Raw genomic sequence first — 20,609 nt, forward strand, 5'->3', positions numbered from 1 at the left:
TTCTCCGTTAATGAGCGGTGCCGGCGTCCGCCGCTTTCGCGGGGGCCGTCGCACGGTGGTTGTCGTCCCGCGGCGTGGCGACGAGCGGCTGCGCATCGCTGGCGGGCCGGCGCGGCCGGTGCGGGCGCCGGATCGGCGGCAGGCTCGCGGCCATCGGCGCCGCGGCGCTCGCGTTGGCCGGCTGCGCTGCGTTTGCACCGGCCGCACCCGACGCATCGGGCGCCGACGCGGCCGATGCCGCGTCCGCCGCGCTGGCCGCGGTCGGCACGACGGGCTGCGGCAGCGCCTTGAAGCCGGCGGCGACGGCGGCAGGCTTGTTCGCATCGCCGATCACCGGCGCATTCACGGGTTCGGTCGCCGACGCCGCGGCAGCCACGGCCGCGGCTTCGTTCTGCGGGTTCTGGCGCTCGACGAGGAAGAAGTCGAGCACGCGGCGCGCGATCGGGCCCGCGGCCTGCGCGCCCCAGCCGCCGTTCTCGACGACCAGCGCCAAGGCGATCTGCGGATGGTCGACCGGCGCGTACGCGATGAACAGCGCGTGGTCGCGCAGGTGCTCGGCGAGCAGGTGGCCCTTGTAGTTGGAGCCCTGCAGCGAGAACACCTGCGCGGTACCGGTCTTGCCGGCGGCGAGGTACGGTGCACCCCGGAACACCTTGTACGCAGTGCCGGACGGGTTCTCGATCACGTTCTCCATCCCGCGCTTCACGACGTCGATGTCGGCCTGCTTGAGCGGGATCGTTTCACTTTCCTTCGGCACGGTCAGGCGGCGCCCGCGCGTGATCGGATCCTCGACTTCCTTCACGAGGTGGGGCTTCATCACGATGCCGTTGTTCGCGAGCGTCGCGGTCGCGTGCGCGAGCTGCAGGATCGTGAACGAGTTGTAGCCCTGGCCGATCCCGAGGCTGATCGTCTCGCCGTCGAACCACTTCTGCTGCGCGGCCTTCTTGAATGCCTTCTTCTTCCAGTCGGTCGACGGCAGGATCCCGCGCGCCTCGCCCTGGATGTCGATCCCGGTGATCTGGCCGAAGCCGAACGGCTTCATGAAGTTCGCGATCGCGTTCACGCCGAGGTCGCGCGCGAGCATGTAGAAGTAGGTGTCGTTCGACACCATGATCGCCTTGTTCATGTCGACCCAGCCCTGGCCCGAGCGCACGTCGTTGCGGAACGTGTGGCCGCCGAACGTGAAGTAGCCGGGATCCTGGAAACCCCAGCCCGGCGAGCGCTTGCCGAGCGTCAGGCCCGCGAGCGCCATGAACGGCTTGTACGTCGAGCCGGGCGGATAGGTGCCGTGCAGCGGACGGTTCAGCAGCGGCTTGTCGGTCGAGTTGTTCAGCTCGTCCCAGGTCTGCTGGTCGATGCCGTCGACGAACGAATTCGGGTCGAAGCTCGGCGACGACACGAACGCGAGCACGTCGCCCGTTTTCGGCTCGATCGCGACGAGCGCGCCGCGCTTGCCGGCGAACGCCTGCTCGGCAACCTGCTGCAGCCCGATGTCGAGCGACAGCACGAGGTTGTTGCCGGGCGTCGCCTGCGTGCGCGACAGCGTGCGCACGGGCCGGCCGCCGGCCGTCACCTCGACTTCCTCGAAGCCGGTCAGCCCGTGCAGCTCGGTCTCGTAGCTCTGCTCGACGCCGATCTTGCCGATGTAGTCGGTGCCCTTGTAGTTGTTCGCGTCGCGGCGCGGATCGTAGTTTTCCTGGTCGCTGTCGTTGTCGTCGCTGATCGCGTCGATACGATCCTGGTCGCGCTTCGAGATCCGGCCGATGTAGCCGATCACGTGTGCGGCGGTCGTGCCGAGCGGATATTGGCGGAACAGCCGCGCGCGCACGTCGACGCCGGGGAAGCGGAAGCGCTGCGCGGTGAAGCGCGCGACTTCCGCGTCGGTGAGCCGCGTACGGATCGGCAGGCTCTCGAAGTTCTTCGAGTCTTCCTGCAGCTTCTTGAAGCGGCGGCGGTCGCGTGCGTCGATCGGGACGATCTCGGACAGCTTGTCGATCGTGTTGTCGAGCGTGTCGTCGAGCTTCGATGGCGTGATCTCGAGCGTGTACGCCGAATAGTTCTTCGCGAGGATCACGCCGTTGCGGTCGGTGATGATCCCGCGGTTCGGCACGATCGGCGCAACCGAGATGCGGTTTTCCTCGGCCTGCAGCGCGTACTTGCCGTGCTGCATCAGCTGCAGGTAGAAGAAGCGGCTCGCGAGCAGCCCGAAGCAGACGAACACGAACACGCCCGCCGCCGCGACGCGCAGGCGGAACTTCGAGAGCTGCTGTTGGGTGTCGTTGAATTCGGTCATGCGGTTGAGCGTCTATCCGACCCGCGCGCGGGCGGGCGAGGTGCCGCCCCGGAGCGCGGCGCGCGGCGGGTTTGGGGGCGGCGGGTATTCAAGGTCGTCCGGCTCAGATGGGGCGCGTATCGTCCGGATCGACCGGACGGCGTTGCGGCATCAGCAGCAGGTGGCTCGCGATCGGCCACAGCGCGGCCTCGACGAAACCGTCGACCAGGTAGCGCCAGCCGGGGAACGCGGCGCCCATCACGAGCCGGATCACGAACGGCACGAGTTGCGCGACGACGAGCAGCGGCGTGACATACAGCACCTGCACGCCGATCGGCATCCACAGCACGCGGCGGTGGATCGTGATCGCGCCGTACGACAGCAGCGTATAGGCGAGCGCGTGCTCGCCGAGCAGCCCCGCGTCATGCACGTCCATCAGGATGCCGAGCGCGAACGCGACGCCCATCCCGACCTTGCGCGGCTGGTGGATGTTCCAGAACAGCAGCACGAGCGCGACGAAGTCGGGCACGCCGGGCAGGCGGCCCCACGGCATCAGGTTCAGCAGGAACGCGGCGGCGAGGCTGAAGACGATGAAGTACGGATTGACCGGCTGCAGGATGTATTGCGGGCGATTCATCGCTGGGCTCCTGGTTGCCCGGTCGAGGGCTTCGCGGGCGCGGCGGCGGGCTTGCCGGGGGCGGCGGGCGCGGCCGGCGCGGGCTTCGCGGCGGGCTGGGCCGCGGCGGCCGGCTTCGCGTTCGCGTCGGCCTTGTCGGCTTTCTCACCCTTCGCGGCTTTCGCGCCCTTCTTGCCGCCCTTCGCGTTCTTGTCGGCGACCGGTTCGAGCTCGACCGGGCGCGGCGGGATGTCGTTCTGGTAATGCAGCACGAGCATCTGGCGCGCGCCGCGCACGGCCGCGACCGGCGCGCAGGTCACGCGCGCGAATGCGGTATCGGCGAGCTTGTCGACGCGAGCGACCTTCGCGACCGGCAGGCCGGGCGGATAGACGCCGTCGAGGCCGCTCGTGACGAGTTCGTCGCCGACGACGAGATCCGCGCTCGTCGGCACGAAGCGCAGGTCGAGCGAATCGCCCTTCGGCGTGCCGTAGATCACGCTGCGCAGGCCGGTGCGCAGCACCTGCACCGGAATCGCGAGATCGCGGTCGGTGACCAGCGTGACTTCCGACTGCAGCGGGAACACGCGCGTGACCTGACCGACCACGCCGTCCTCGCTGACGACGGGCGCGCCGTTCTGGATGCCCTGCTGCGAACCTTGCCCGACCACGATCTTCTGCGTGAACGGATCGCTCGTGTCGTACTGGATCTCGACCGGCGTCGATTGCGTCGCGATGTGCTGGCGCAGCTCGAGCACCGCGCGCAGGTGCATGTTTTCCTGCGCGAGCACGGCGGCCTGGTTGGCCTGCGTCGACAGTTGCAGGTTGCGCTTGCGGAGGTCGTCGTTCTCGTGGCGCAGCGACGCGCCGGTGACGGCGATGTCGGCCGCGCCCATGAACAGGTCGCGCGGCACGAGCGCTGCGCGCTGCAGCGGATAGAGCACGGTGCCGAGCACGCCGCGAACGATTTCGAGCGTGCTGAAGCGCGCGTCCGACACGAGGAGCGCGATGGCGAGGGCAACGAAGAAGATGAGCCGCGCGAGCGCGGGCGGACCTTGCTTGAAGAGGGGCGGCGGACTGTATTCCATGGTCGGCGCCGGGCGCGTGTGATCGGTTAAATGATGCTCAGACGCGCAAACGGCGCGGCGGTTCGTTCTAAACGAGCGATCCGGCCACGCCGCGGGTGCGTCATGTCAAGGAACTGCCTAGACGATCACTCGTACGAGAAGATGCTGCCCAGCTTGTCCATGCGCTCGAGCGCCATGCCCGAACCGCGCACGACGCAGGTGAGCGGATCTTCCGCGACGAGCACCGGCAGGCCGGTTTCTTCCGCGAGCAGGCGGTCGAGGTCGCGCAGCAGCGCGCCGCCGCCCGTCAGCATCATCCCGCGTTCGGCGATGTCGGCGCCGAGTTCCGGCGGCGTCTGTTCGAGCGCGATCTTCACCGACGACACGATCTGGTTCAGCGGATCGGTCAGCGCTTCGAGGATTTCGTTGCTGGAGATCGTGAAGCTGCGCGGAATGCCTTCCGACAGGTTGCGGCCCTTCACTTCCATTTCCTTGACTTCGGAGCCCGGGAACGCGGAGCCGATTTCCTTCTTGATCGCCTCGGCTGTTTGTTCGCCGATCAGCATCCCGTAGTTGCGGCGGATGTAGTTGACGATCGCTTCGTCGAACTTGTCGCCGCCGACGCGCACCGAGCCCTTGTACACGATGCCGCCGAGCGAGATCACGCCGACTTCCGTCGTGCCGCCGCCGATGTCGACGACCATCGAGCCGGTGGCTTCCGACACCGGCAGGCCCGCGCCGATCGCGGCCGCCATCGGCTCCTCGATCAGGTAGACCTGCGATGCGCCGGCGCCGTGCGCGGCTTCCTTGATCGCGCGGCGCTCGACCTGGGTTGAGCCGCACGGCACGCAGATGATGATGCGCGGCGACGGCGAGAACATGCGCGACTCGTGCGCCGTCTTGATGAACTGCTTGATCATCTGCTCGGTGACGGTGAAGTCGGCGATCACGCCGTCCTTCATCGGGCGGATCGCCTCGATGTTGCCAGGCACCTTGCCGAGCATCTGCTTGGCTTCCTTGCCGACCGCCTGGATCGTCTTCTTGCCGTTGGGGCCGCCTTCCTGACGAATCGACACGACGGACGGCTCATCGAGCACGATGCCCTTGCCGCGCATGTAGATCAGGGTGTTTGCGGTGCCGAGGTCGATCGCGAGATCGTTGGAGAAGTAGCTGCGCAAAAAACCGAACATTCAGAATCCTGTTTCGCTCTGGGCCGGCCCTGCACAGCGAGCGCTGAGGGCGGCAGCGGAAAAAATAACAGCCTCGGGAAGCGTGGCGGAAGCGGCCGCCGCGGCGCACGAAGCTGCGAGTGATGTCTACCGGGGATCGCACGAAGCACGCACGGCTTGCCGAAGCGGGGCGAAACGGTGCGGGAAAAGGCTGCCGGGTTTGGGTCGAACGCGTAATGATACCTTATAATTTCACGGTATTTGAATCGAAACGGGCGGTATTTTTGCCGCTTCGGTCCCGATTTTTGAGGGTGGGATCGCACCCTCCAACCCCCCGCCGCGGCGCTGCTTTCGATGCGCCGCGCAGTCTTGTTTTTCCGGTGATCGCATGGCCCTGACCCTGACCGATGTGAAACGCATCGCGCACCTGGCGCGACTCGAAATGGCCGACGCCGACGCCGAGCACATGCTCGGCCAGCTCAATGAATTCTTCGGCCTCGTCGAGCAGATGCAGGCGGTCGACACCGCCGGCATCGCGCCGCTCGCCCACCCGATCGAACAGATCCAGGAAGTCGCGCAGCGCCTGCGCGACGACGCCGTGACGGAAGTCGTCAATCGCGACGACAACCAGCGTCCGGCGCCGGCCGTCCAGGACGGCCTCTATCTCGTGCCGAAGGTGATCGAGTAAGCATTCGACGACACGCGCGCCGGCCAGCGCCGCGCGCCACCCAGAATTCCCAGGAAAACCACTCAATGCACGCAAAAAGCCTGACCGAACTGCGCGCCGCGCTCGCCGCCAAGGAATGCTCGGCCGTCGAGCTCGCGCAGCTCTACCTGAAACGGATCGACGCCGCGCGCGACCTGAACGCGTTCGTCCATGTCGACGCCGATCTGACCCTCGCGCAGGCGAAAGCCGCCGATGCCGAACTCGCGCGCGGCGCGGGCGGCGCGCTGACCGGCCTGCCGATCGCGCACAAGGATGTCTTCGTCACGCGCGGCTGGCGCTCGACCGCCGGCTCGAAGATGCTCGCGAACTACGAGAGCCCGTTCGACGCGACCGTCGTCGCCCGCCTGCAGGCGGCCGGCATGGTCACGCTCGGCAAGACCAACATGGACGAGTTCGCGATGGGCTCGTCGAACGAGAATTCGGCGTTCGGCGCGGTCAAGAACCCGTGGGACACCAACGCGGTGCCGGGCGGCAGCTCGGGCGGCAGCTCGGCCGCCGTCGCCGCGCGCCTTGCGCCGGCCGCGACCGGCACCGACACCGGCGGCTCGATCCGCCAGCCCGCGTCGTTCGCGGGCGTGACGGGCATCAAGCCGACCTACGGCCGCGTGTCGCGCTACGGGATGATCGCGTTCGCGTCGTCGCTCGACCAGGGCGGCCCGATGGCGCAGAGCGCGTCCGACTGCGCGCTGCTGCTCAATGCGATGGCCGGCTTCGACGAGCGCGACTCGACGAGCCTCGAGCGCGACGACGAGGATTTCACGCGCCACCTCGGCCAGCCGTGGGCGGCCGGCAACGATGCGGGCAAGCCGCTCGCGGGCCTGCGCATCGGCTTGCCGAACGAGTATTTCGGCGACGGTCTCGCCGACGACGTGCGCGCGACGATCGACGCGGCGCTTAAAGCTTATGAAGCGCTCGGCGCGACGCTCGTGCCCGTGTCGCTGCCGAAGACGGAACTGTCGATTCCCGTGTACTACGTGATCGCGCCGGCCGAGGCGTCGTCGAACCTGTCGCGTTTCGACGGCGTGCGCTTCGGCCATCGCGCCGCGCAGTACGGCGACCTGCTCGACATGTACAAGAAGTCGCGCGCCGAAGGCTTCGGCCCCGAGGTGAAGCGCCGGATTCTCGTCGGCGCGTACGTGCTGTCGCACGGCTACTACGACGCGTACTACCTGCAGGCGCAGAAGATCCGCCGCATCATCGCGCAGGATTTCCAGGAAGCGTTCAAGTCCTGCGACGTGATCATGGGCCCGGCATCGCCGACGGTCGCATGGGATCTCGGCGCGAAGGGCGACGATCCGGTGCAGATGTATCTCGCGGATATCTACACGCTGTCGGTGAGCCTCGCCGGCCTGCCCGGCATGAGCGTGCCGTGCGGCTTCGGCGCGGGCGCGAATGCGAAGCGCCCGGTCGGCCTGCAGATCATCGGCAACTATTTCAACGAAGCCCGGATGCTGCAGGTCGCCGACGCGTTCCAGCGCGCGACCGACTGGCACAAGCAAGTTCCGGCGGGAGTGTAACCACCATGACTCAATGGGAAGTCGTTATCGGTCTCGAGACGCACGCGCAACTGTCGACCGTCTCGAAGATTTTCTCGGGCGCGTCGACGCAGTTCGGCGCCGAGCCGAACACGCAGGCCTGCCCGGTCGACCTGGCGCTGCCGGGCGTGCTGCCGGTGCTGAACCGCGGCGCGGTCGAACGCGCGATCCGCTTCGGCCTCGCGATCGGCTCGACCATCGCGCCGCGCAGCATCTTCGCGCGCAAGAATTATTTCTACCCCGATCTGCCGAAGGGCTATCAGATCAGCCAGTACGAGATTCCGGTCGTGCAGGGCGGCCAGATCACGATCCAGGTGCCCGCCAACGAAAAGGCCGGCAAGGAAGCGTACGAGAAGACGGTCAACCTGACCCGCGCGCACCTCGAGGAAGACGCGGGCAAGTCGCTGCATGAAGACTTCGCCGGGATGACGGGGATCGACCTGAACCGCGCGGGCACGCCGCTGCTCGAGATCGTCACCGAGCCGGAAATGCGCAGCGCGGCCGAGGCCGTGGCCTATGCGAAGGCGCTGCACGGCCTCGTCGTGTGGCTCGGCATCTGCGACGGCAACATGCAGGAAGGCTCGTTCCGCTGCGATGCGAACGTGTCGGTCCGGCCGGTCGGCCAGGAGAAGTTCGGCACGCGCGCGGAAATCAAGAACCTGAACTCGTTCCGGTTCCTCGAGGAAGCGATCAACTACGAAGTGCGCCGCCAGATCGAGCTGATCGAGGACGGCGGCGAGGTCGTGCAGGAAACCCGGCTCTACGATCCGGACAAGCGCGAGACGCGTTCGATGCGCAGCAAGGAAGACGCGCACGACTACCGCTACTTCCCCGACCCCGACCTGATGCCGCTCGTGATCGGCCAGGACTGGATCGAGCGCGTGCAGTCCGGGATGCCCGAGCTGCCGGCCGCGATGCAGCAGCGCTTCGTCGAGCAGTACGGCGTGTCCGCGTACGACGCGGGCGTGCTGACGTCGAGCAAGGCGATGGCCGCGTATTTCGAGGCCGTGGTCGCGAAGGCTGGCGCCGCGAACGCGAAGATCGCCGCGAACTGGCTGATGGGCGACGTGTCGTCGCAACTGAATCGCGACGGCATCGAGATCGACGCGATTCCGGTGTCGGCGGCCCAGCTTGCACTCGTGCTGCAGCGCATTGCCGACGGCACGATCTCGAACAAGATCGCGAAGGAAATCTTCTCGACGATCTGGGACGAGAAGGCGGACGACGAAGGCGCGGCCGACCGCATCATCGACGCGAAGGGGCTGAAGCAGATCTCCGACACCGGCGCGCTGGAAGCGATCATCGACGAGGTGCTCGCCGCGAACGCGAAGTCGGTCGAGGAATTCCGCGCGGGCAAGGAAAAGGCGTTCAACGCGCTGATCGGCCAGGCGATGAAGGCGACGAAGGGCAAGGCCAATCCGCAGCAGGTCAACGAACTGCTGAAGAAGAAGCTCGGCTGAGCATGATCGCGCGCCTGAACCGCGCTTGACGACGGGCCGCCCCGAACCAGTTCGGGGCGGCCCGTCGCGTTTGGTGGGTGCGTTATCGTATGCACCACACCGCCCAACGGAGGAACGAATGGCGAAACAACCGTCGCTCGACGATTTCCGCGTGCCGTACAGCACGCGCGAGAAGGAAGCCGCCGCATTCAAGCTCGATGCGTTCGATCCGGCCGCGAAGCCGTTCTCGTCCGGTTCGAAGGATGCCGACCGCGAACGGCTGTCGGCCGTGTCGATCGAACTCGACACGCAGCAGGAGCGCCTGCACACGCAGCAGAAGAAGCGCGTGCTGCTCGTGCTGCAGGGGATGGATACCAGCGGCAAGGACGGCACCGTGCGCGCGGTGTTCCGCGAGGTCGACCCGCTCGGCCTGCGTGTCGTGTCGTTCAAGGCGCCGACGCCGATCGAAGCCGTGCACGATTTCCTGTGGCGCGTACACGCGCAGGCGCCGGCCGCGGGCGAGCTCGCGATCTTCAACCGCAGCCATTACGAAGACGTGCTCGTGCCGCGCGTGCTCGACGCGATCGACAGCAAGGAGTGCGAGCGCCGCTACCGGCAGATCCGCGATTTCGAGACGATGCTCTTCGAGAACGGCACGACGATCGTCAAGTGCTTCCTGCACATCTCGAAGGACGAGCAGCGCGCGCGGCTGCAGGCGCGCATCGACGATCCGACCAAGCACTGGAAGTTCGACATCTCCGATCTCGACGCGCGCAAGCACTGGGACGCGTACCAGTCCGCGTACCGCGACGCGCTCGCCGCGACGTCGGCCGAGCATGCGCCGTGGTACGTGATCCCGGCGGACTCGAAGACGCACCGCAACGTGATGATCGCCGAGCTGCTGCTGCGCACGATGACCGACATGAAGCTGGAATTCCCGCCGCCGAAGCCCGAGCTCGAAGGCGTGAAGATCCGTTAAGCTGCCACCCTGTAAAACATCGAACTGAACGGAACCCGACATGATGCGAGTGATTACCGCCAACCTGAACGGCATCCGCTCCGCCGCGAAGAAGGGCTTCTTCGACTGGCTCGGCGAACAGAATGCCGATTGCGTGTGCGTGCAGGAAATCAAGGTATCGGCCGACGACCTGCCGGCCGAATTCGTCGAGCCGCACGGCTTCAGGAGCTATTTCCACCACGCCGAGAAGAAGGGCTACAGCGGCGCGGGCGTGTACAGCCGCCATGAGCCCGACGACGTGATCATCGGCTTCGGCAGCAGCGAATTCGATTCCGAGGGGCGCTACGTCGAGGCGCGCTACGGCAAGCTGTCGGTCGTGTCGGTGTACGTGCCGTCCGGCTCGAGCGGCGAAGAGCGCCAGCAGGCGAAGTACCGCTTCATGGACGAATTCATGCCGCACCTCGCCCAGCTCAAGAAGAAGCGCGAAGTGATCCTGTGCGGCGACGTGAACATCGTCCACAAGGAAATCGACATCAAGAACTGGAAGAGCAACCAGAAGAACTCGGGCTGCCTGCCGGAAGAGCGCGAGTGGCTCACGAAGCTGTTCGACGATGTCGGGTATGTCGACGTGTTCCGCACGCTCGACCAGCGCCCCGAGCAGTACACGTGGTGGAGCAACCGCGGCCAGGCGTACGCGAAGAACGTCGGGTGGCGGATCGACTACCAGATCGCGACGCCGGGCGTGGCCGGCACCGCGAAGAGCACGTCGATCTTCAAGGACATCAAGTTCAGCGATCATGCGCCGCTGACGGTGGACTACGACTACAAGAAGTGAGCGCCGGCGCTACGCAGCGCGCGTAGCGGTCGACCCATCCGGCCGCCGGATGCAAAACGGGCCGCATGTCGAACATGCGGCCCGTTTCATTTTTGCTTCGGCGCGGCGATCGTGCATGCCGCCCGGCGACGCTCACTGCTTGATGGACGCCATGTCGATCACGAACCGGTACTTCACGTCGCTCTTCAGCATCCGCTCGTAGGCCGCATTGATCTGCTGCATCGGAATCGTTTCGATATCCGACGTGATCCCGTGCTCCGCGCAGAAGTCGAGCATTTCCTGCGTTTCCGCGATCCCGCCGATCAGCGAGCCCGCGAGTCGGCGGCGCTTGAAGATCAGGTTGAACACCTGCGGCGACGGATGGTCGTGCTCCGGCGCGCCGACGAGCGTCATCGTGCCGTCGCGCTTCAGCAGGTTCAGGAACGGGTTCAGGTCGTGCTGCGCGGCGACCGTGTTCAGGATGAAGTCGAAGCTGTTCAGGTGCGCGTTCATCTGCGCTTCGTCCTTCGAGATCACGACTTCGTGCGCGCCGACGCGCTTGCCGTCGTCGATCTTCGACGGCGACGTCGTGAACAGCACGACGTGCGCGCCCATCGCACGCGCCAGCTTCACGCCCATGTGGCCGAGCCCGCCGAGGCCGACGATGCCGACCTTCTTGCCGGGGCCGACGTTCCACTGCCGCAGCGGCGAGTAGGTCGTGATCCCCGCGCACAGCAGCGGCGCTGCGCCGGCCGGGTCGAGCGTCTCCGGCACGCGCAGCACGAACGCCTCGTCGACGACGAGTTGCGTCGAATAGCCGCCGTACGTGATGTCGCCCGTCACGCGATCCTGGCCGTTGTAGGTGCCGACGAAGCCGTTCTCGCAATACTGCTCGAGGCCGTCGGCGCAGCTCGCGCAGGTGCGGCACGAATCGACGAGGCAGCCGACGCCGACCAGCTCGCCGACCTTGAAGCGCGATACCTGCGAGCCGGTCGCGGTCACGCGGCCGACGATTTCATGGCCCGGCACGACCGGATAGATCGTGTTGCGCCATTCGTTGCGGGCCTGATGCAGGTCCGAGTGGCAGACGCCGCAGTAGAGGACGTCGATCTGGACGTCGAGATCGCGCAGCGCGCGACGCTGGAATTCGAACGGGGCGAGCGGCGATTGCGAATCGGTCGCCGCGTAAGCGTAAGTGGTGCTCATGCAGGGGGCTCCTTGTCCGGGAAAACATCCGGCGAAACAGACTGCCGTCGCATCATGTGGCGATGCGGCGAGGCAGGACGTCATCGTAAGGAGCGCGGCGCCGCGGCGAAATACACGAAGGTCTGGAAGATTTGCCTATTCCTCTCGAATTGCACGCGAACGGCCGTCAAAACACATTCAAGGTGCTACATTTCGAGCCAGATTCTCTTGCCGTACAGGACCACGCCGATGAGCTTCCAGCCCCTTTTCGCCGACACGGGCGAGCGCGTGCGGCGCCGCATGATCGAACTGCACACGCGCCTGGCTCCAAACGAGGGCGACACGCTCGCGGCGCTCGACGGCGTGCGCTTCATCCGCGTGAGCCGTCCCGTGCCGCGCATGCCCGTGCTGTACGAACCGAGCATCATCGTCGTGTGCCAGGGGCGCAAGCTCGGCTATCTCGGCGACCGCTCGTTCGTCTACGACGCGCAGCAGTATCTCGTGCTGTCGGTGCCGCTGCCGTTCGAATGCGAGACCTTCGCGAGCAAGGACGAGCCGTTTCTCGCGATCTCGATCCGCGTCGATCTCGCGGTGATCGCCGAGCTCGCGATCCTGCTCGACGAGACGCTCGGCGCGGCCGCCAGCGAGCCGCTCGGCGTCTATTCGACGCCGCTCGACGCGTCGCTGGCCGATGCGGTGGTGCGGCTGCTCGAAGCGCTCGCGTCGCCGCACGACACGCGCGTGCTGGGGCCGGCGATCATGCGCGAGATTGCGTATCGCGTGCTGACGGGCGCGCAGGGCGACGCGATCCGCGCGGCGCTCGTGCAGCAGCATCATTTCGGCCGTATCGCGAAGGCGCTGCGGCGCATTCACGTCGACCTGAAGGCCGACCTCGACGTCGAGACGCTCGCGCGCGAGGCCGGGATGAGCCTCGCGGTGTTCCACGCGCAGTTCAAGCACGTGACGGCGACGTCGCCGATGCAGTACGTGAAAGCCGCGCGGTTGCACCAGGCACGGCTGATGATGGTGCAGGACGGAGTCGGTGCCGGCACGGCCGCTGCCCGAGTCGGTTACGCGAGCGCGTCGCAGTTCAGCCGCGAATTCAAGCGGCTGTTCGGCCGCAGCCCGGGTGACGAAGTGCGCTGGATGCGCGAGAGCGGCAGCCGTCCGGCAGGCGAGGCGTCGGCCAAGCCGGCCGCGGCAGATGTCGGCGCATGACGATCGGTGTCGCGCGCCGCTCAGCGTCGCGCGACCTTGCGCCGTTGCGCGCTGATGCCCGCGTAGTCGGGCAGCGTGTCGACGCGTTTGCCGATCGCCTTCGCGTACAGCGGCATCAGGTCCGGCAGGCGGTTCAGCAGATCCTGGCGCCGGGCCGTGCTGTACGGGTGCGTGTAGATGAAGCCCGTCGCCTTGTTCGCGCGCGTCGCTACCGCGAGCTTGTCCCACAGCGTGATCGCCGCGCGCGGATCGAAGCCTGCGCGTGCGGCGATGTCGCCGCCGATCACGTCGGCTTCGGTCTCGTCGGTCGGATCGTAGTGGAGCGCCTGCAGGCGCTCGCCGAGGTTCAGTGCCTGCGGCAGCGGATCGCCGACGCCGAACAGCGGCGGCAGCGTGGCCGCGCGCAGCGACGTCTGCGAGGTTGCGCTGAAGTTGCTGCGCGCGTGTTCGCGCAGCGCGTGTGCGATGCCGTGCGCGAGCAGCACGCCGAGCTCGTCGTCGTTCAGGCGGATGCGGTCGAGCAGGCCGCCGTACACGAGCATCTTGCCGCCCGGCAGGCAAGTCAGGCGGATGTCGCGCGAGCGGATCGCGTTGACGTCCCACGCCCAGTTCTTCACGCGATCGTTCCACTTCACCGAATACGGCGCGAGCTTCGCGACGATCGCGCGCAGGCGCTTCACGCGCGGCTGGTTCGCGCCCAGCAGGCGGTTGCCGTCGGCGGCCGCCTGCACGATCTGCGCGTATTCGTTGCCGGTGAGCTGCTCGAGCAGCGGCGACGGAAGCAGCGTGCGGAATGCGATCTCGTTGCCGTAGCGGACCTGCTGCGGCGTCGGCGTATAGGCCTTCGCCGACACGGCGGCGCCGGTCGGCTGCGCGGCTTCGGCGGCGGACGGCGTGGCGGGCGTGGCGGAAGTCGCCGGCGTGGATGGCGTTGCCTGCGCAGCGGCCGGCGCGGAGCCCGCCGCGGTCGCGCCGGCGTCGGCCGCGTGCGCGGACCCCGCGGCGAGTGCCGCGGCACCGACGCTCAACGAAGCCGCAACGCGCGCGACGCGGTGCAGGCGGTTACTGAGCACGGCTGGCCTCGCCGTTGCGCGCGGCACCGTTCCACGGCGCGATCCTGAACAGCAGCAGCATGCCGGGAATCGCGAGCGCGGTGCACACGATGAAGTAGTCGAACCAGCCGATCTTCGCGACGATGAAGCCGCTCGCGGCCGACGCGAGCGTGCGCGGCACCGATGCGAGGCTCGTGAACAGCGCGAACTGCGTGGCCGTGTAGCGCGGGTCGGTCGTGCTGGCGATATACGCGACGAACGCGGCCATCGTCAGGCCCGTGGTGAAGGTTTCGACGCCGTAGACGATCGCGAGCGCGACCGTCATCGGGCTGAATTGCGGCGCGACGGCTATGCCAAAGATCGACAGCGCCGATGCGACCGCATGGCTCGTCGAAACGGTGAAGTCGTAGAGCACCGCGAGCACGGGCGAGCCGGGGCCGAGCTGAGCGAGCCAGGCAAAGCCGAGCGTCGACACCATCTGCAGCGCGCCGAAGATCCACAGCCCGCGGCCGATGCCGATCTTCACGAGCCAGATGCCGCCGATGATGCCGCCGGCGACGCTCGCGACGAGCGCGGTGGTTTTCGCGACGATGCCGATCTCGGTGCGCGTGAAGCCGATGTCGAGGAAGAACGACGTCGACAGCGTGGTGGCCATCGTGTCGCCGATCTTGAACAGGAAGATGAACGCAATGACGAGCAGCGCGCCGGTCCAGCCGTCGCGCTGGATGAATTCGCGGAACGGCAGCACGATCGCGTCGCGCAGGTTGCGCGGCGGTGCGCCGACCACTTCGGGCTCGCGCACGACGAGCGTCATCAGGATGCCCGGCAGCATGAACGCGCCGGTGATCGCGAACACGACGTCCCACGGCATGTGGTCGGACAGGATCAGCGCCAGCGAGCCGGGGATCAGCGCGGCGAGCTTGTACGCGTTCACGTGCACCGCATTGCCGAGGCCCTGCTCGGTGTCGCGCAGCAGTTCGCGGCGGTACGCGTCGATCACGATGTCGGAGCTCGCGCCGAAGAACGCGACGAGCGTCGTGAGCGCAGCAACCGTCCAGATCGAATCGCGCGGCGACACGAAGCCGAGCGCGGCGATCGCGCCCGCGACCAGCACCTGCGTGAGCAGCATCCAGCCGCGCCGGCGGCCCGGCTGCCAGCCGGGCAGGCGCGGCAGGTAGCGGTCCATCAGCGGCGCCCACAGGAACTTCCACGTATACGGGAACTGGATCAGCGCGAACAGGCCGATTTCCTTCAGGTTCACGCCCTCGGAGCGCAGCCATGCCTGCACGAGGTAGACGAGCGTGAACAGGGGCAGGCCCGACGTGAAGCCCAGGAACACGCAGATCAGCATGTGCGTGTTCAGATAGGCTCGCCAGCCGGGGTGATCCTCGTGAGCGGTGAGTGCGGGCGCCTCGTGTGGCGTTTTCGACATGGACTGGAACTGGGTAGCGTTGACTGATTGCGGCGGCAGCGCGCGGCGGGGGGAGCGGCGCGGGCCGGGCCCGGCGTCCGTCAACGGCCCCCCGGCTCAGCTGCGCTTGACGCGGTAGACAGCAAGACTACCACGCCAGTTCGCTCCCCATCGAATCGGCAGGCCTTCGTGCAGCACGACGCGGTCGAGGATCGTGACGCCGACTTCGGGCGCGAGCGCCTCGAAATCCTTGATCGTCAGCACGCGCACGTTCGGCGTGTTGTGCCACTGGTACGGCAGCGATTTCGACACGGGCATCCGGCCGTGCAGCACCGACAGCCGGTGCGGCCAGTAGCCGAAGTTCGGGAACGACACGATGCACTCGCGGCCGACGCGCGCCGTTTCGCGCAGGATCGCGGCTGTCTGGTGGATCGTCTGCAGCGTTTGCGACAGGATCGCGATGTCGAAGCTGTGGTCCTCGAACAGGCGCAGGCCGTCCTCGAGGTTCTGCTGGATCACGTTGATGCCGTTCTTCGCGCTCGCGAGCACGCCCGCGTCGTTCAGCTCGATGCCGTAGCCGGTGACGTCCAGCTCTTCCATCAGCAGCGCGAGCAGCGAGCCGTCGCCGCAGCCGAGGTCGAGCACGGTCGAGCGCGGCTCGACCCAGCGAGCGATCGTGCGGAAGTCCGCGCGCGCGGACAGGGAATTCAGCGCTTGCTGGTTCATGCACCCACCTCGTTGGCGATTCGTTCGTAATACGCGCGGATCAGGTTGTGATAGCGCGCGTCGTCGAGCAGGAACGCGTCGTGGCCGTGCGGCGCGTCGATCTCCGCGTAGCTGACCGTGCGCTTGTTGTCGAGCAGCGCCTTCACGATTTCGCGCGAACGCGCGGGCGCGAAACGCCAGTCGGTCGAGAAGCTTGCGATCAGGTATTTCGCCTGCGTGTGCGCGAGTGCGGCCGTCAGGTTGCCGTCGAACGCCTTCGCCGGGTCGAAGTAGTCGAGCGCGCGCGTGATCAGCAGGTAGGTGTTCGCGTCGAAGTAGTCGGCGAACTTGTCGCCCTGGTAGCGCAGGTACGACTCGACCTCGAACTCGACGTCGAAGCTGAAGTTGTACGCATCGAGCGCGCCGTCGGCGCGGCGCAGCGCGCGGCCGAATTTCTCGGCCATGTCGTCGTCCGAAAGATACGTGATGTGGCCGATCATCCGCGCGACGCGCAGGCCGCGCTTCGGCTTCACGCCGTGCGCGTAGTAGTCGCCGCCGTGGAAGTCGGGGTCGGACAGGATCGCCGAGCGCGCGACCTCGTTGAACGCGATGTTCTGCGCGGACAGCTTCGGCGTCGACGCGATGTCGATGCAGTGCGCGACGCGCTCCGGATACATCAGGCTCCACGCGAGCGCCTGCATCCCGCCGAGGCTGCCGCCCATCACCGCGGCGAAGCGCTCGATGCCGAACGCATCGGCGACGCGCGCCTGCGCGTGCACCCAGTCCTCGACGGTGACGACCGGATAGCGCGCGCCGTACGGCTTGCCGGTCGACGGATCGGTGCTCATCGGGCCGGTCGAGCCGAAGCACGAGCCGAGGTTGTTCACGCCGATCACGAAGAAGCGGTTGGTGTCGAGCGGCTTGCCGGGGCCGACCATGTTGTCCCACCAGCCGGTGCTGCGCGGATCGTCCGCATAGACGCCGGCGACGTGATGCGACGCGTTGAGCGCGTGGCAGACGAGCACCGCGTTCGAGCGCGCGGCGTTGAGTTCGCCGTACGTCTCGACGACGAGTTGATAGTTGCCGATCGCGCTGCCGCTTTGCAAGCGCAGCGGTTCGGCGAAGTGCATGGTCTGTGGAGCGACGATGCCGATCGATTCCATTCGTTCCGCCTTATGACTGGGCAGCTAAATGGTGTCGGCAATGCGCGGAGTCGGAGATGCGCGGCTGACGACCTCTTTAGCCGCATTTATAGTGAACCGCCGGGGCAAAGACAAAATCAAGGCCCCGGCCGGTTCGCGCGCCCGCAATCGAGTCAGCAAATCGGCGCGCTTCCGACCTGCCGCCAAGGAGGCGGCAGGTCGGCAAAGTATAGCGGAAATCCGCAGGGCACGGATTTCGCGGCGCAGCCGTCGGCTTGCAGGCGCGGATCGTCCAGTATCGAGGGGGCGGCGCCCGGCATGCACAGAGGCGACGCGCAGTCGCCAAGTCGTGCCGGAGCGGCGAGGGAGGCTGTCGGCGAACGCTTCGCTTACTGCAGGATCAGCCGCAAATGCGCGTCGGCCTGCTCGCCGGGCGGCTTCTGGAACCCGCCCTTCGCAAAGCGGTGCCACCTGCCGATCACGTAGCTGACGAGCAGGCTCGCGCGCGCGGCCGGATCGTAGTCGGCCGGCAGCGCGAACGGCGCCGCGCCGTCCGGCGGCGCATTTGCTTCGGTGCGCGCGACCCGCAGGCACTGCTTGACGGTCGCTTCGATGCGGTCGAGCAACTGGTTCACGCGCTCGGTGAGCCGCTCGTCTTCGCCGACCAGCGCCTCGCCCGTCAGCACGCGCGTCATCCCCGGGTTCTTCGCGGCGAAATTGAGCATCGTCAGTGCGATCGTGCGCGCCTGCAGCACGCCGTTCGGCTCCTTCGCGACGATCTGGTTGACGAGCCCGAACAGCGACTGCTCGATGAACTCGATCAGCCCTTCGTACATCTTCGCCTTGCTGGGGAAATGGCGGTACAGCGCTGCTTCCGACACGTCGAGCCGGGCCGCGAGCGCGGCCGTCGTGATCTTCTCGCGCTTCGGTGCCTCGAGCATCGTCGCGAGCGTCTGCAGGATCATCACGCGGCGCTCGCCCGGCTTCGGGCGCGGGCGGGAGGGTGTGGCCTGGCCTTCCGTTACGGCTTGGTCCTGCGGGTAAGTCGGCTGCATTTCTGTCGCCCCGATCGTGTGCCCAGTCGCAGCGATTTTAACGAACGAATCCGCTGGTCGACATAATGCGGGCGGCCGGTACCCGGCAGGTGGCCGGGAAGATGGCCGGTAATCCATACCGTGCCGATGCCGAGGCGCTTGTAGCGCTTCAGGTGGCCGCGCGTATCCTCGACGAGGATCGCATCCGAAAAGCGAGCATGCGCGGCGCGCAGCGTCCGGCGCAGCATCGTGTGGTCGGGCTTCGCGCGCCACGTGCGGCGGTCGCGCATGTGCTCGATCGCGATCACGCGCTCGAACAGCCGTTCGATGCGCAGTTCGCGCAGCACCGCGCGCGCGTAGTTCTCCGGCGCGTTGGTCAGCACGAACTTGCGGCCCGGCAGCGCGGCGACGATGCGCGCAAGGCCGCGCTCGGCGCGCACCATCGCGGGAAGATCGGTGAACGTGTGGACCGCGCGCAGGAAGTCGTGCGGATCGATCGGGTGATGGCGCGTGAGGCCGAGGAGCGCGGCGCCGTAGCGCTGCGTGTAGCCGGTGCGCAAGCGGTCGGCTTCGGCGCGCTCGACGTTGAGTGTGTCGACGATGTACTGCGTCATCGCGCGGTTGATCTCGGGAAAGATCGCGTGCGACGCGTGGTGCAGTGTGTTGTCGAGATCGAACAGCCAGACGGGCGCGCCGGCGCGCGGCCGGCTGCGCGAGATGCGCCGGCGCCGCAGCGGGGCCGGCAGGTCGGGGCTGGCGGTCTTGCGGCGCGTGCTCAATGCGAGCGGATCATCGTGCCGAACGGCTGCTCGGTCAGGATTTCCAGCAGCACCGAGTGCTCGATCCGGCCGTCGACGATGTGCACCGACTTCACGCCGCTCTTCGCGGCGTCGAGTGCCGACGAGATCTTCGGCAGCATGCCGCCCGAGATCGTGCCGTCCTCGAACAGCGCGTCGATCTCGCGCGCGGACAGATCGGTCAGCAGGTTGCCGTCCTTGTCCATCACGCCCGGGATGTTGGTCATCATCAGCAGCTTCTCGGCGTTCAGCACCGTGGCGAGCTTGCCCGCGACGAGGTCTGCGTTGATGTTGTACGACAGGCCGTCTTCGCCGAAGCCGATCGGCGAGATCACCGGGATGAACGCGTCGTCCTGCAGTGCCTTCACGACTGCCGGGTTGATCGCCTCGACTTCGCCGACCTGGCCGATGTCGATGTACTGGCCCGGGTTGTCGCGGTCCGGCATCAGCAGCTTGCGTGCGTGGATCAGGCCGCCGTCCTTGCCCGTCAGGCCCACCGCGTGGCCGCCGAAGTGGTTGATCAGCATCACGATGTCCTGCTGCACTTCGCCGCCCAGCACCCATTCGACGACTTCCATCGTCTCTTCGTCGGTGACGCGCATGCCCTGGATGAAAGTGCCTGCCTTGCCGATCTTCTTCAGCGCGTGATCGATCTGCGGACCGCCGCCGTGGACGATCACCGGATTGATGCCGACCAGTTTCAGCAGGATCACGTCGCGCGCGAAGCCTTGCTTGAGCCGCTCTTCCGTCATCGCGTTGCCGCCGTATTTGATGACCACGGTCTTGCCGTGGTAGCGGCGGATGTACGGCAGCGCCTCGGCGAGGATTTCTGCTTTCAGCGTGGGGGCGATCTGCGAGAGGTCGATGGGCTCGGACATGGCGGCGGCTCAGGCTGGGAACGGTTGAAACACGGCGAATTGTACAGGAGTGGCGCAGCGCAGCATCGGTTTTTGGGCTGGCCGGAAGGTGATCGGCGCGGCTCGGACACCATACGCAGCGGCCCGCCGGCTATGGCGCTGCGCGATGCGGGCGGCGGTGCGCGGGCAGCGGCGGCGGGTTCGTTCGCGTGTGTTTGCGGCGAACTTCGGCCGGCAGACCGCCGTGCAAGATCCTTCCGCCGCGCTATGCTTGTCGCGTGGGGCGACTTCACGCCCGTTTCCGCGATTGCGCCATGACCGATTCCGCCGCCGACGCCCGTTCCGCGCCGCGCCGCGCACGCTGCCCGCACTGCGGGCGCGGCTTCGACTGCGGCGCGCACACGCAGCCGTTCGACTGCTGGTGCGCGTCGATGCCGGCGCTGCCCGGCGGCACGCAGCCCGCGGCCGGCATGCGCTGCCGGTGCCCCGAGTGCCTGGCCGACGAGATCGCGCGGCGCATGGCCGGCGCGACCCGCTGACGGCGCCGGCCGGGCACGCGGTGCGTCCCGTTCGCCCGCTCCGATCCGGCCCCGCTGGAGGCGCCGCACGCTAAA

General features: G+C 67.3%; 19 protein-coding genes. 7 read left to right on the forward strand and 12 right to left on the reverse strand.

Features of this window, described 5'->3' with window-relative positions:
• Positions 1–7 precede the first annotated feature (7 nt).
• From mrdA to DM992_RS04250, 4 genes are all read right to left on the reverse strand, one after another.
• Positions 8–2,293, reverse strand: coding sequence for a penicillin-binding protein 2 (gene mrdA, locus DM992_RS04235; protein ID WP_111015839.1), 2,286 nt, complete (start codon positions 2,291–2,293; stop codon positions 8–10).
• A 103-nt stretch (positions 2,294–2,396) separates the two neighbouring features.
• Complete coding sequence (gene mreD, locus DM992_RS04240) at positions 2,397–2,909, reverse strand: rod shape-determining protein MreD (RefSeq protein ID WP_009687274.1); 513 nt, start codon at positions 2,907–2,909, stop codon at positions 2,397–2,399.
• Complete coding sequence (gene mreC, locus DM992_RS04245; RefSeq protein ID WP_111015841.1) at positions 2,906–3,973, reverse strand: rod shape-determining protein MreC; 1,068 nt, start codon at positions 3,971–3,973, stop codon at positions 2,906–2,908. The genes mreD and mreC overlap by 4 nt, the downstream gene beginning before the upstream one ends.
• A gap of 125 nt (positions 3,974–4,098) precedes the next feature.
• A complete protein-coding gene (locus DM992_RS04250; protein ID WP_004189550.1) occupies positions 4,099–5,142 on the reverse strand; it encodes a rod shape-determining protein in 1,044 nt (347 codons plus the stop codon).
• A gap of 367 nt (positions 5,143–5,509) precedes the next feature.
• On the opposite strand from DM992_RS04250, the gene gatC reads away from it, so the two are divergent.
• The 5 genes from gatC to DM992_RS04275 all read left to right on the forward strand — a co-directional run bounded on the left by gatC (position 5,510) and on the right by DM992_RS04275 (position 10,615).
• On the forward strand, positions 5,510–5,809 hold the full coding sequence (gatC, locus tag DM992_RS04255; protein WP_006477478.1) for an Asp-tRNA(Asn)/Glu-tRNA(Gln) amidotransferase subunit GatC: 300 nt from the start codon (positions 5,510–5,512) through the stop codon (positions 5,807–5,809).
• 65 nt (positions 5,810–5,874) lie between these two features.
• Positions 5,875–7,365 carry an Asp-tRNA(Asn)/Glu-tRNA(Gln) amidotransferase subunit GatA gene (gene gatA / locus DM992_RS04260; RefSeq protein WP_111015843.1) on the forward strand — a complete coding sequence of 497 codons (1,491 nt, stop codon included), beginning with the start codon at positions 5,875–5,877 and terminating at the stop codon, positions 7,363–7,365.
• Between the two features lie 5 nt (positions 7,366–7,370).
• Entirely contained in the window at positions 7,371–8,843 is a 1,473-nt protein-coding gene (gatB, locus tag DM992_RS04265; protein WP_111015845.1) for an Asp-tRNA(Asn)/Glu-tRNA(Gln) amidotransferase subunit GatB, read from the forward strand.
• A 118-nt stretch (positions 8,844–8,961) separates the two neighbouring features.
• Complete coding sequence (locus tag DM992_RS04270; protein ID WP_111015847.1) at positions 8,962–9,801, forward strand: polyphosphate kinase 2 family protein; 840 nt, start codon at positions 8,962–8,964, stop codon at positions 9,799–9,801.
• 40 nt (positions 9,802–9,841) lie between these two features.
• Positions 9,842–10,615 (forward strand): exodeoxyribonuclease III, encoded by a 774-nt coding sequence (locus DM992_RS04275; protein WP_034179341.1) that lies wholly within the window; start codon positions 9,842–9,844, stop codon positions 10,613–10,615.
• A gap of 132 nt (positions 10,616–10,747) precedes the next feature.
• Here DM992_RS04275 and DM992_RS04280 read toward each other — a convergent pair whose 3' ends face one another.
• Complete coding sequence (locus tag DM992_RS04280) at positions 10,748–11,800, reverse strand: NAD(P)-dependent alcohol dehydrogenase (RefSeq protein WP_111015849.1); 1,053 nt, start codon at positions 11,798–11,800, stop codon at positions 10,748–10,750.
• 228 nt (positions 11,801–12,028) lie between these two features.
• Between DM992_RS04280 and DM992_RS04285 the strand changes: the two genes are divergently transcribed.
• Positions 12,029–12,997, forward strand: coding sequence for an AraC family transcriptional regulator (locus tag DM992_RS04285; protein ID WP_111015851.1), 969 nt, complete (start codon positions 12,029–12,031; stop codon positions 12,995–12,997).
• 20 nt (positions 12,998–13,017) lie between these two features.
• On the opposite strand, the gene DM992_RS04290 is transcribed toward DM992_RS04285, so the two are convergent.
• From DM992_RS04290 to argB, 7 genes are all read right to left on the reverse strand, one after another.
• A complete protein-coding gene (locus DM992_RS04290) occupies positions 13,018–14,070 on the reverse strand; it encodes a M48 family metallopeptidase (RefSeq protein ID WP_111017798.1) in 1,053 nt (350 codons plus the stop codon).
• Positions 14,060–15,481: an AmpG family muropeptide MFS transporter gene (locus DM992_RS04295; RefSeq protein ID WP_111015852.1), complete on the reverse strand. Its 1,422-nt coding sequence runs from the start codon at positions 15,479–15,481 to the stop codon at positions 14,060–14,062. The genes DM992_RS04290 and DM992_RS04295 overlap by 11 nt, the downstream gene beginning before the upstream one ends.
• A 96-nt stretch (positions 15,482–15,577) precedes the next feature.
• The gene (gene metW, locus DM992_RS04300) at positions 15,578–16,186 is read right to left on the reverse strand and encodes a methionine biosynthesis protein MetW (RefSeq protein ID WP_111015854.1); all 609 of its coding nucleotides are present in this window, start codon (positions 16,184–16,186) and stop codon (positions 15,578–15,580) included.
• Positions 16,183–17,328, reverse strand: coding sequence for a homoserine O-acetyltransferase (locus DM992_RS04305; RefSeq protein ID WP_111015856.1), 1,146 nt, complete (start codon positions 17,326–17,328; stop codon positions 16,183–16,185). Before DM992_RS04305 ends, metW begins: the two co-directional genes overlap by 4 nt.
• A 368-nt stretch (positions 17,329–17,696) precedes the next feature.
• Positions 17,697–18,362 carry a nucleoid occlusion factor SlmA gene (gene slmA / locus DM992_RS04315; protein WP_111015858.1) on the reverse strand — a complete coding sequence of 222 codons (666 nt, stop codon included), beginning with the start codon at positions 18,360–18,362 and terminating at the stop codon, positions 17,697–17,699.
• Positions 18,329–19,120, reverse strand: a complete 792-nt coding sequence (locus DM992_RS04320) for a pyrimidine 5'-nucleotidase (protein ID WP_111015860.1) — start codon at positions 19,118–19,120, stop codon at positions 18,329–18,331. Before DM992_RS04320 ends, slmA begins: the two co-directional genes overlap by 34 nt.
• The gene (gene argB / locus DM992_RS04325; RefSeq protein ID WP_006490510.1) at positions 19,117–20,016 is read right to left on the reverse strand and encodes an acetylglutamate kinase; all 900 of its coding nucleotides are present in this window, start codon (positions 20,014–20,016) and stop codon (positions 19,117–19,119) included. Before argB ends, DM992_RS04320 begins: the two co-directional genes overlap by 4 nt.
• 293 nt (positions 20,017–20,309) lie before the next feature.
• Between argB and DM992_RS04335 the strand changes: the two genes are divergently transcribed.
• A complete protein-coding gene (locus DM992_RS04335) occupies positions 20,310–20,534 on the forward strand; it encodes a cysteine-rich CWC family protein (RefSeq protein ID WP_111015863.1) in 225 nt (74 codons plus the stop codon).
• Positions 20,535–20,609 lie beyond the last annotated feature (75 nt).

This window comes from Burkholderia sp. JP2-270, assembly GCF_003233675.1.
In the GTDB taxonomy this organism is placed as follows: domain Bacteria; phylum Pseudomonadota; class Gammaproteobacteria; order Burkholderiales; family Burkholderiaceae; genus Burkholderia; species Burkholderia pyrrocinia_C.

Excerpts from the sequence above, each read along its gene's own strand:
- DM992_RS04275 (WP_034179341.1), top strand. The coding sequence starts at position 9,842 with ATGATGCGAGTGATTACCGCCAACCTGAACGGCATCCGCTCCGCCGCG.
- gatB (WP_111015845.1), top strand. The coding sequence starts at position 7,371 with ATGACTCAATGGGAAGTCGTTATCGGTCTCGAGACGCACGCGCAACTG.
- DM992_RS04250 (WP_004189550.1), bottom strand. The coding sequence starts at position 5,142 with ATGTTCGGTTTTTTGCGCAGCTACTTCTCCAACGATCTCGCGATCGAC.
- DM992_RS04280 (WP_111015849.1), bottom strand. The coding sequence starts at position 11,800 with ATGAGCACCACTTACGCTTACGCGGCGACCGATTCGCAATCGCCGCTC.
- argB (WP_006490510.1), bottom strand. The coding sequence starts at position 20,016 with ATGTCCGAGCCCATCGACCTCTCGCAGATCGCCCCCACGCTGAAAGCA.
- mrdA (WP_111015839.1), bottom strand. The coding sequence starts at position 2,293 with ATGACCGAATTCAACGACACCCAACAGCAGCTCTCGAAGTTCCGCCTG.
- DM992_RS04285 (WP_111015851.1), top strand. The coding sequence starts at position 12,029 with ATGAGCTTCCAGCCCCTTTTCGCCGACACGGGCGAGCGCGTGCGGCGC.
- DM992_RS04305 (WP_111015856.1), bottom strand. The coding sequence starts at position 17,328 with ATGGAATCGATCGGCATCGTCGCTCCACAGACCATGCACTTCGCCGAA.
- DM992_RS04295 (WP_111015852.1), bottom strand. The coding sequence starts at position 15,481 with ATGTCGAAAACGCCACACGAGGCGCCCGCACTCACCGCTCACGAGGAT.
- DM992_RS04270 (WP_111015847.1), top strand. The coding sequence starts at position 8,962 with ATGGCGAAACAACCGTCGCTCGACGATTTCCGCGTGCCGTACAGCACG.
- mreD (WP_009687274.1), bottom strand. The coding sequence starts at position 2,909 with ATGAATCGCCCGCAATACATCCTGCAGCCGGTCAATCCGTACTTCATC.
- mreC (WP_111015841.1), bottom strand. The coding sequence starts at position 3,973 with ATGGAATACAGTCCGCCGCCCCTCTTCAAGCAAGGTCCGCCCGCGCTC.
- metW (WP_111015854.1), bottom strand. The coding sequence starts at position 16,186 with ATGAACCAGCAAGCGCTGAATTCCCTGTCCGCGCGCGCGGACTTCCGC.
- DM992_RS04335 (WP_111015863.1), top strand. The coding sequence starts at position 20,310 with ATGACCGATTCCGCCGCCGACGCCCGTTCCGCGCCGCGCCGCGCACGC.
- gatA (WP_111015843.1), top strand. The coding sequence starts at position 5,875 with ATGCACGCAAAAAGCCTGACCGAACTGCGCGCCGCGCTCGCCGCCAAG.
- gatC (WP_006477478.1), top strand. The coding sequence starts at position 5,510 with ATGGCCCTGACCCTGACCGATGTGAAACGCATCGCGCACCTGGCGCGA.
- slmA (WP_111015858.1), bottom strand. The coding sequence starts at position 18,362 with ATGCAGCCGACTTACCCGCAGGACCAAGCCGTAACGGAAGGCCAGGCC.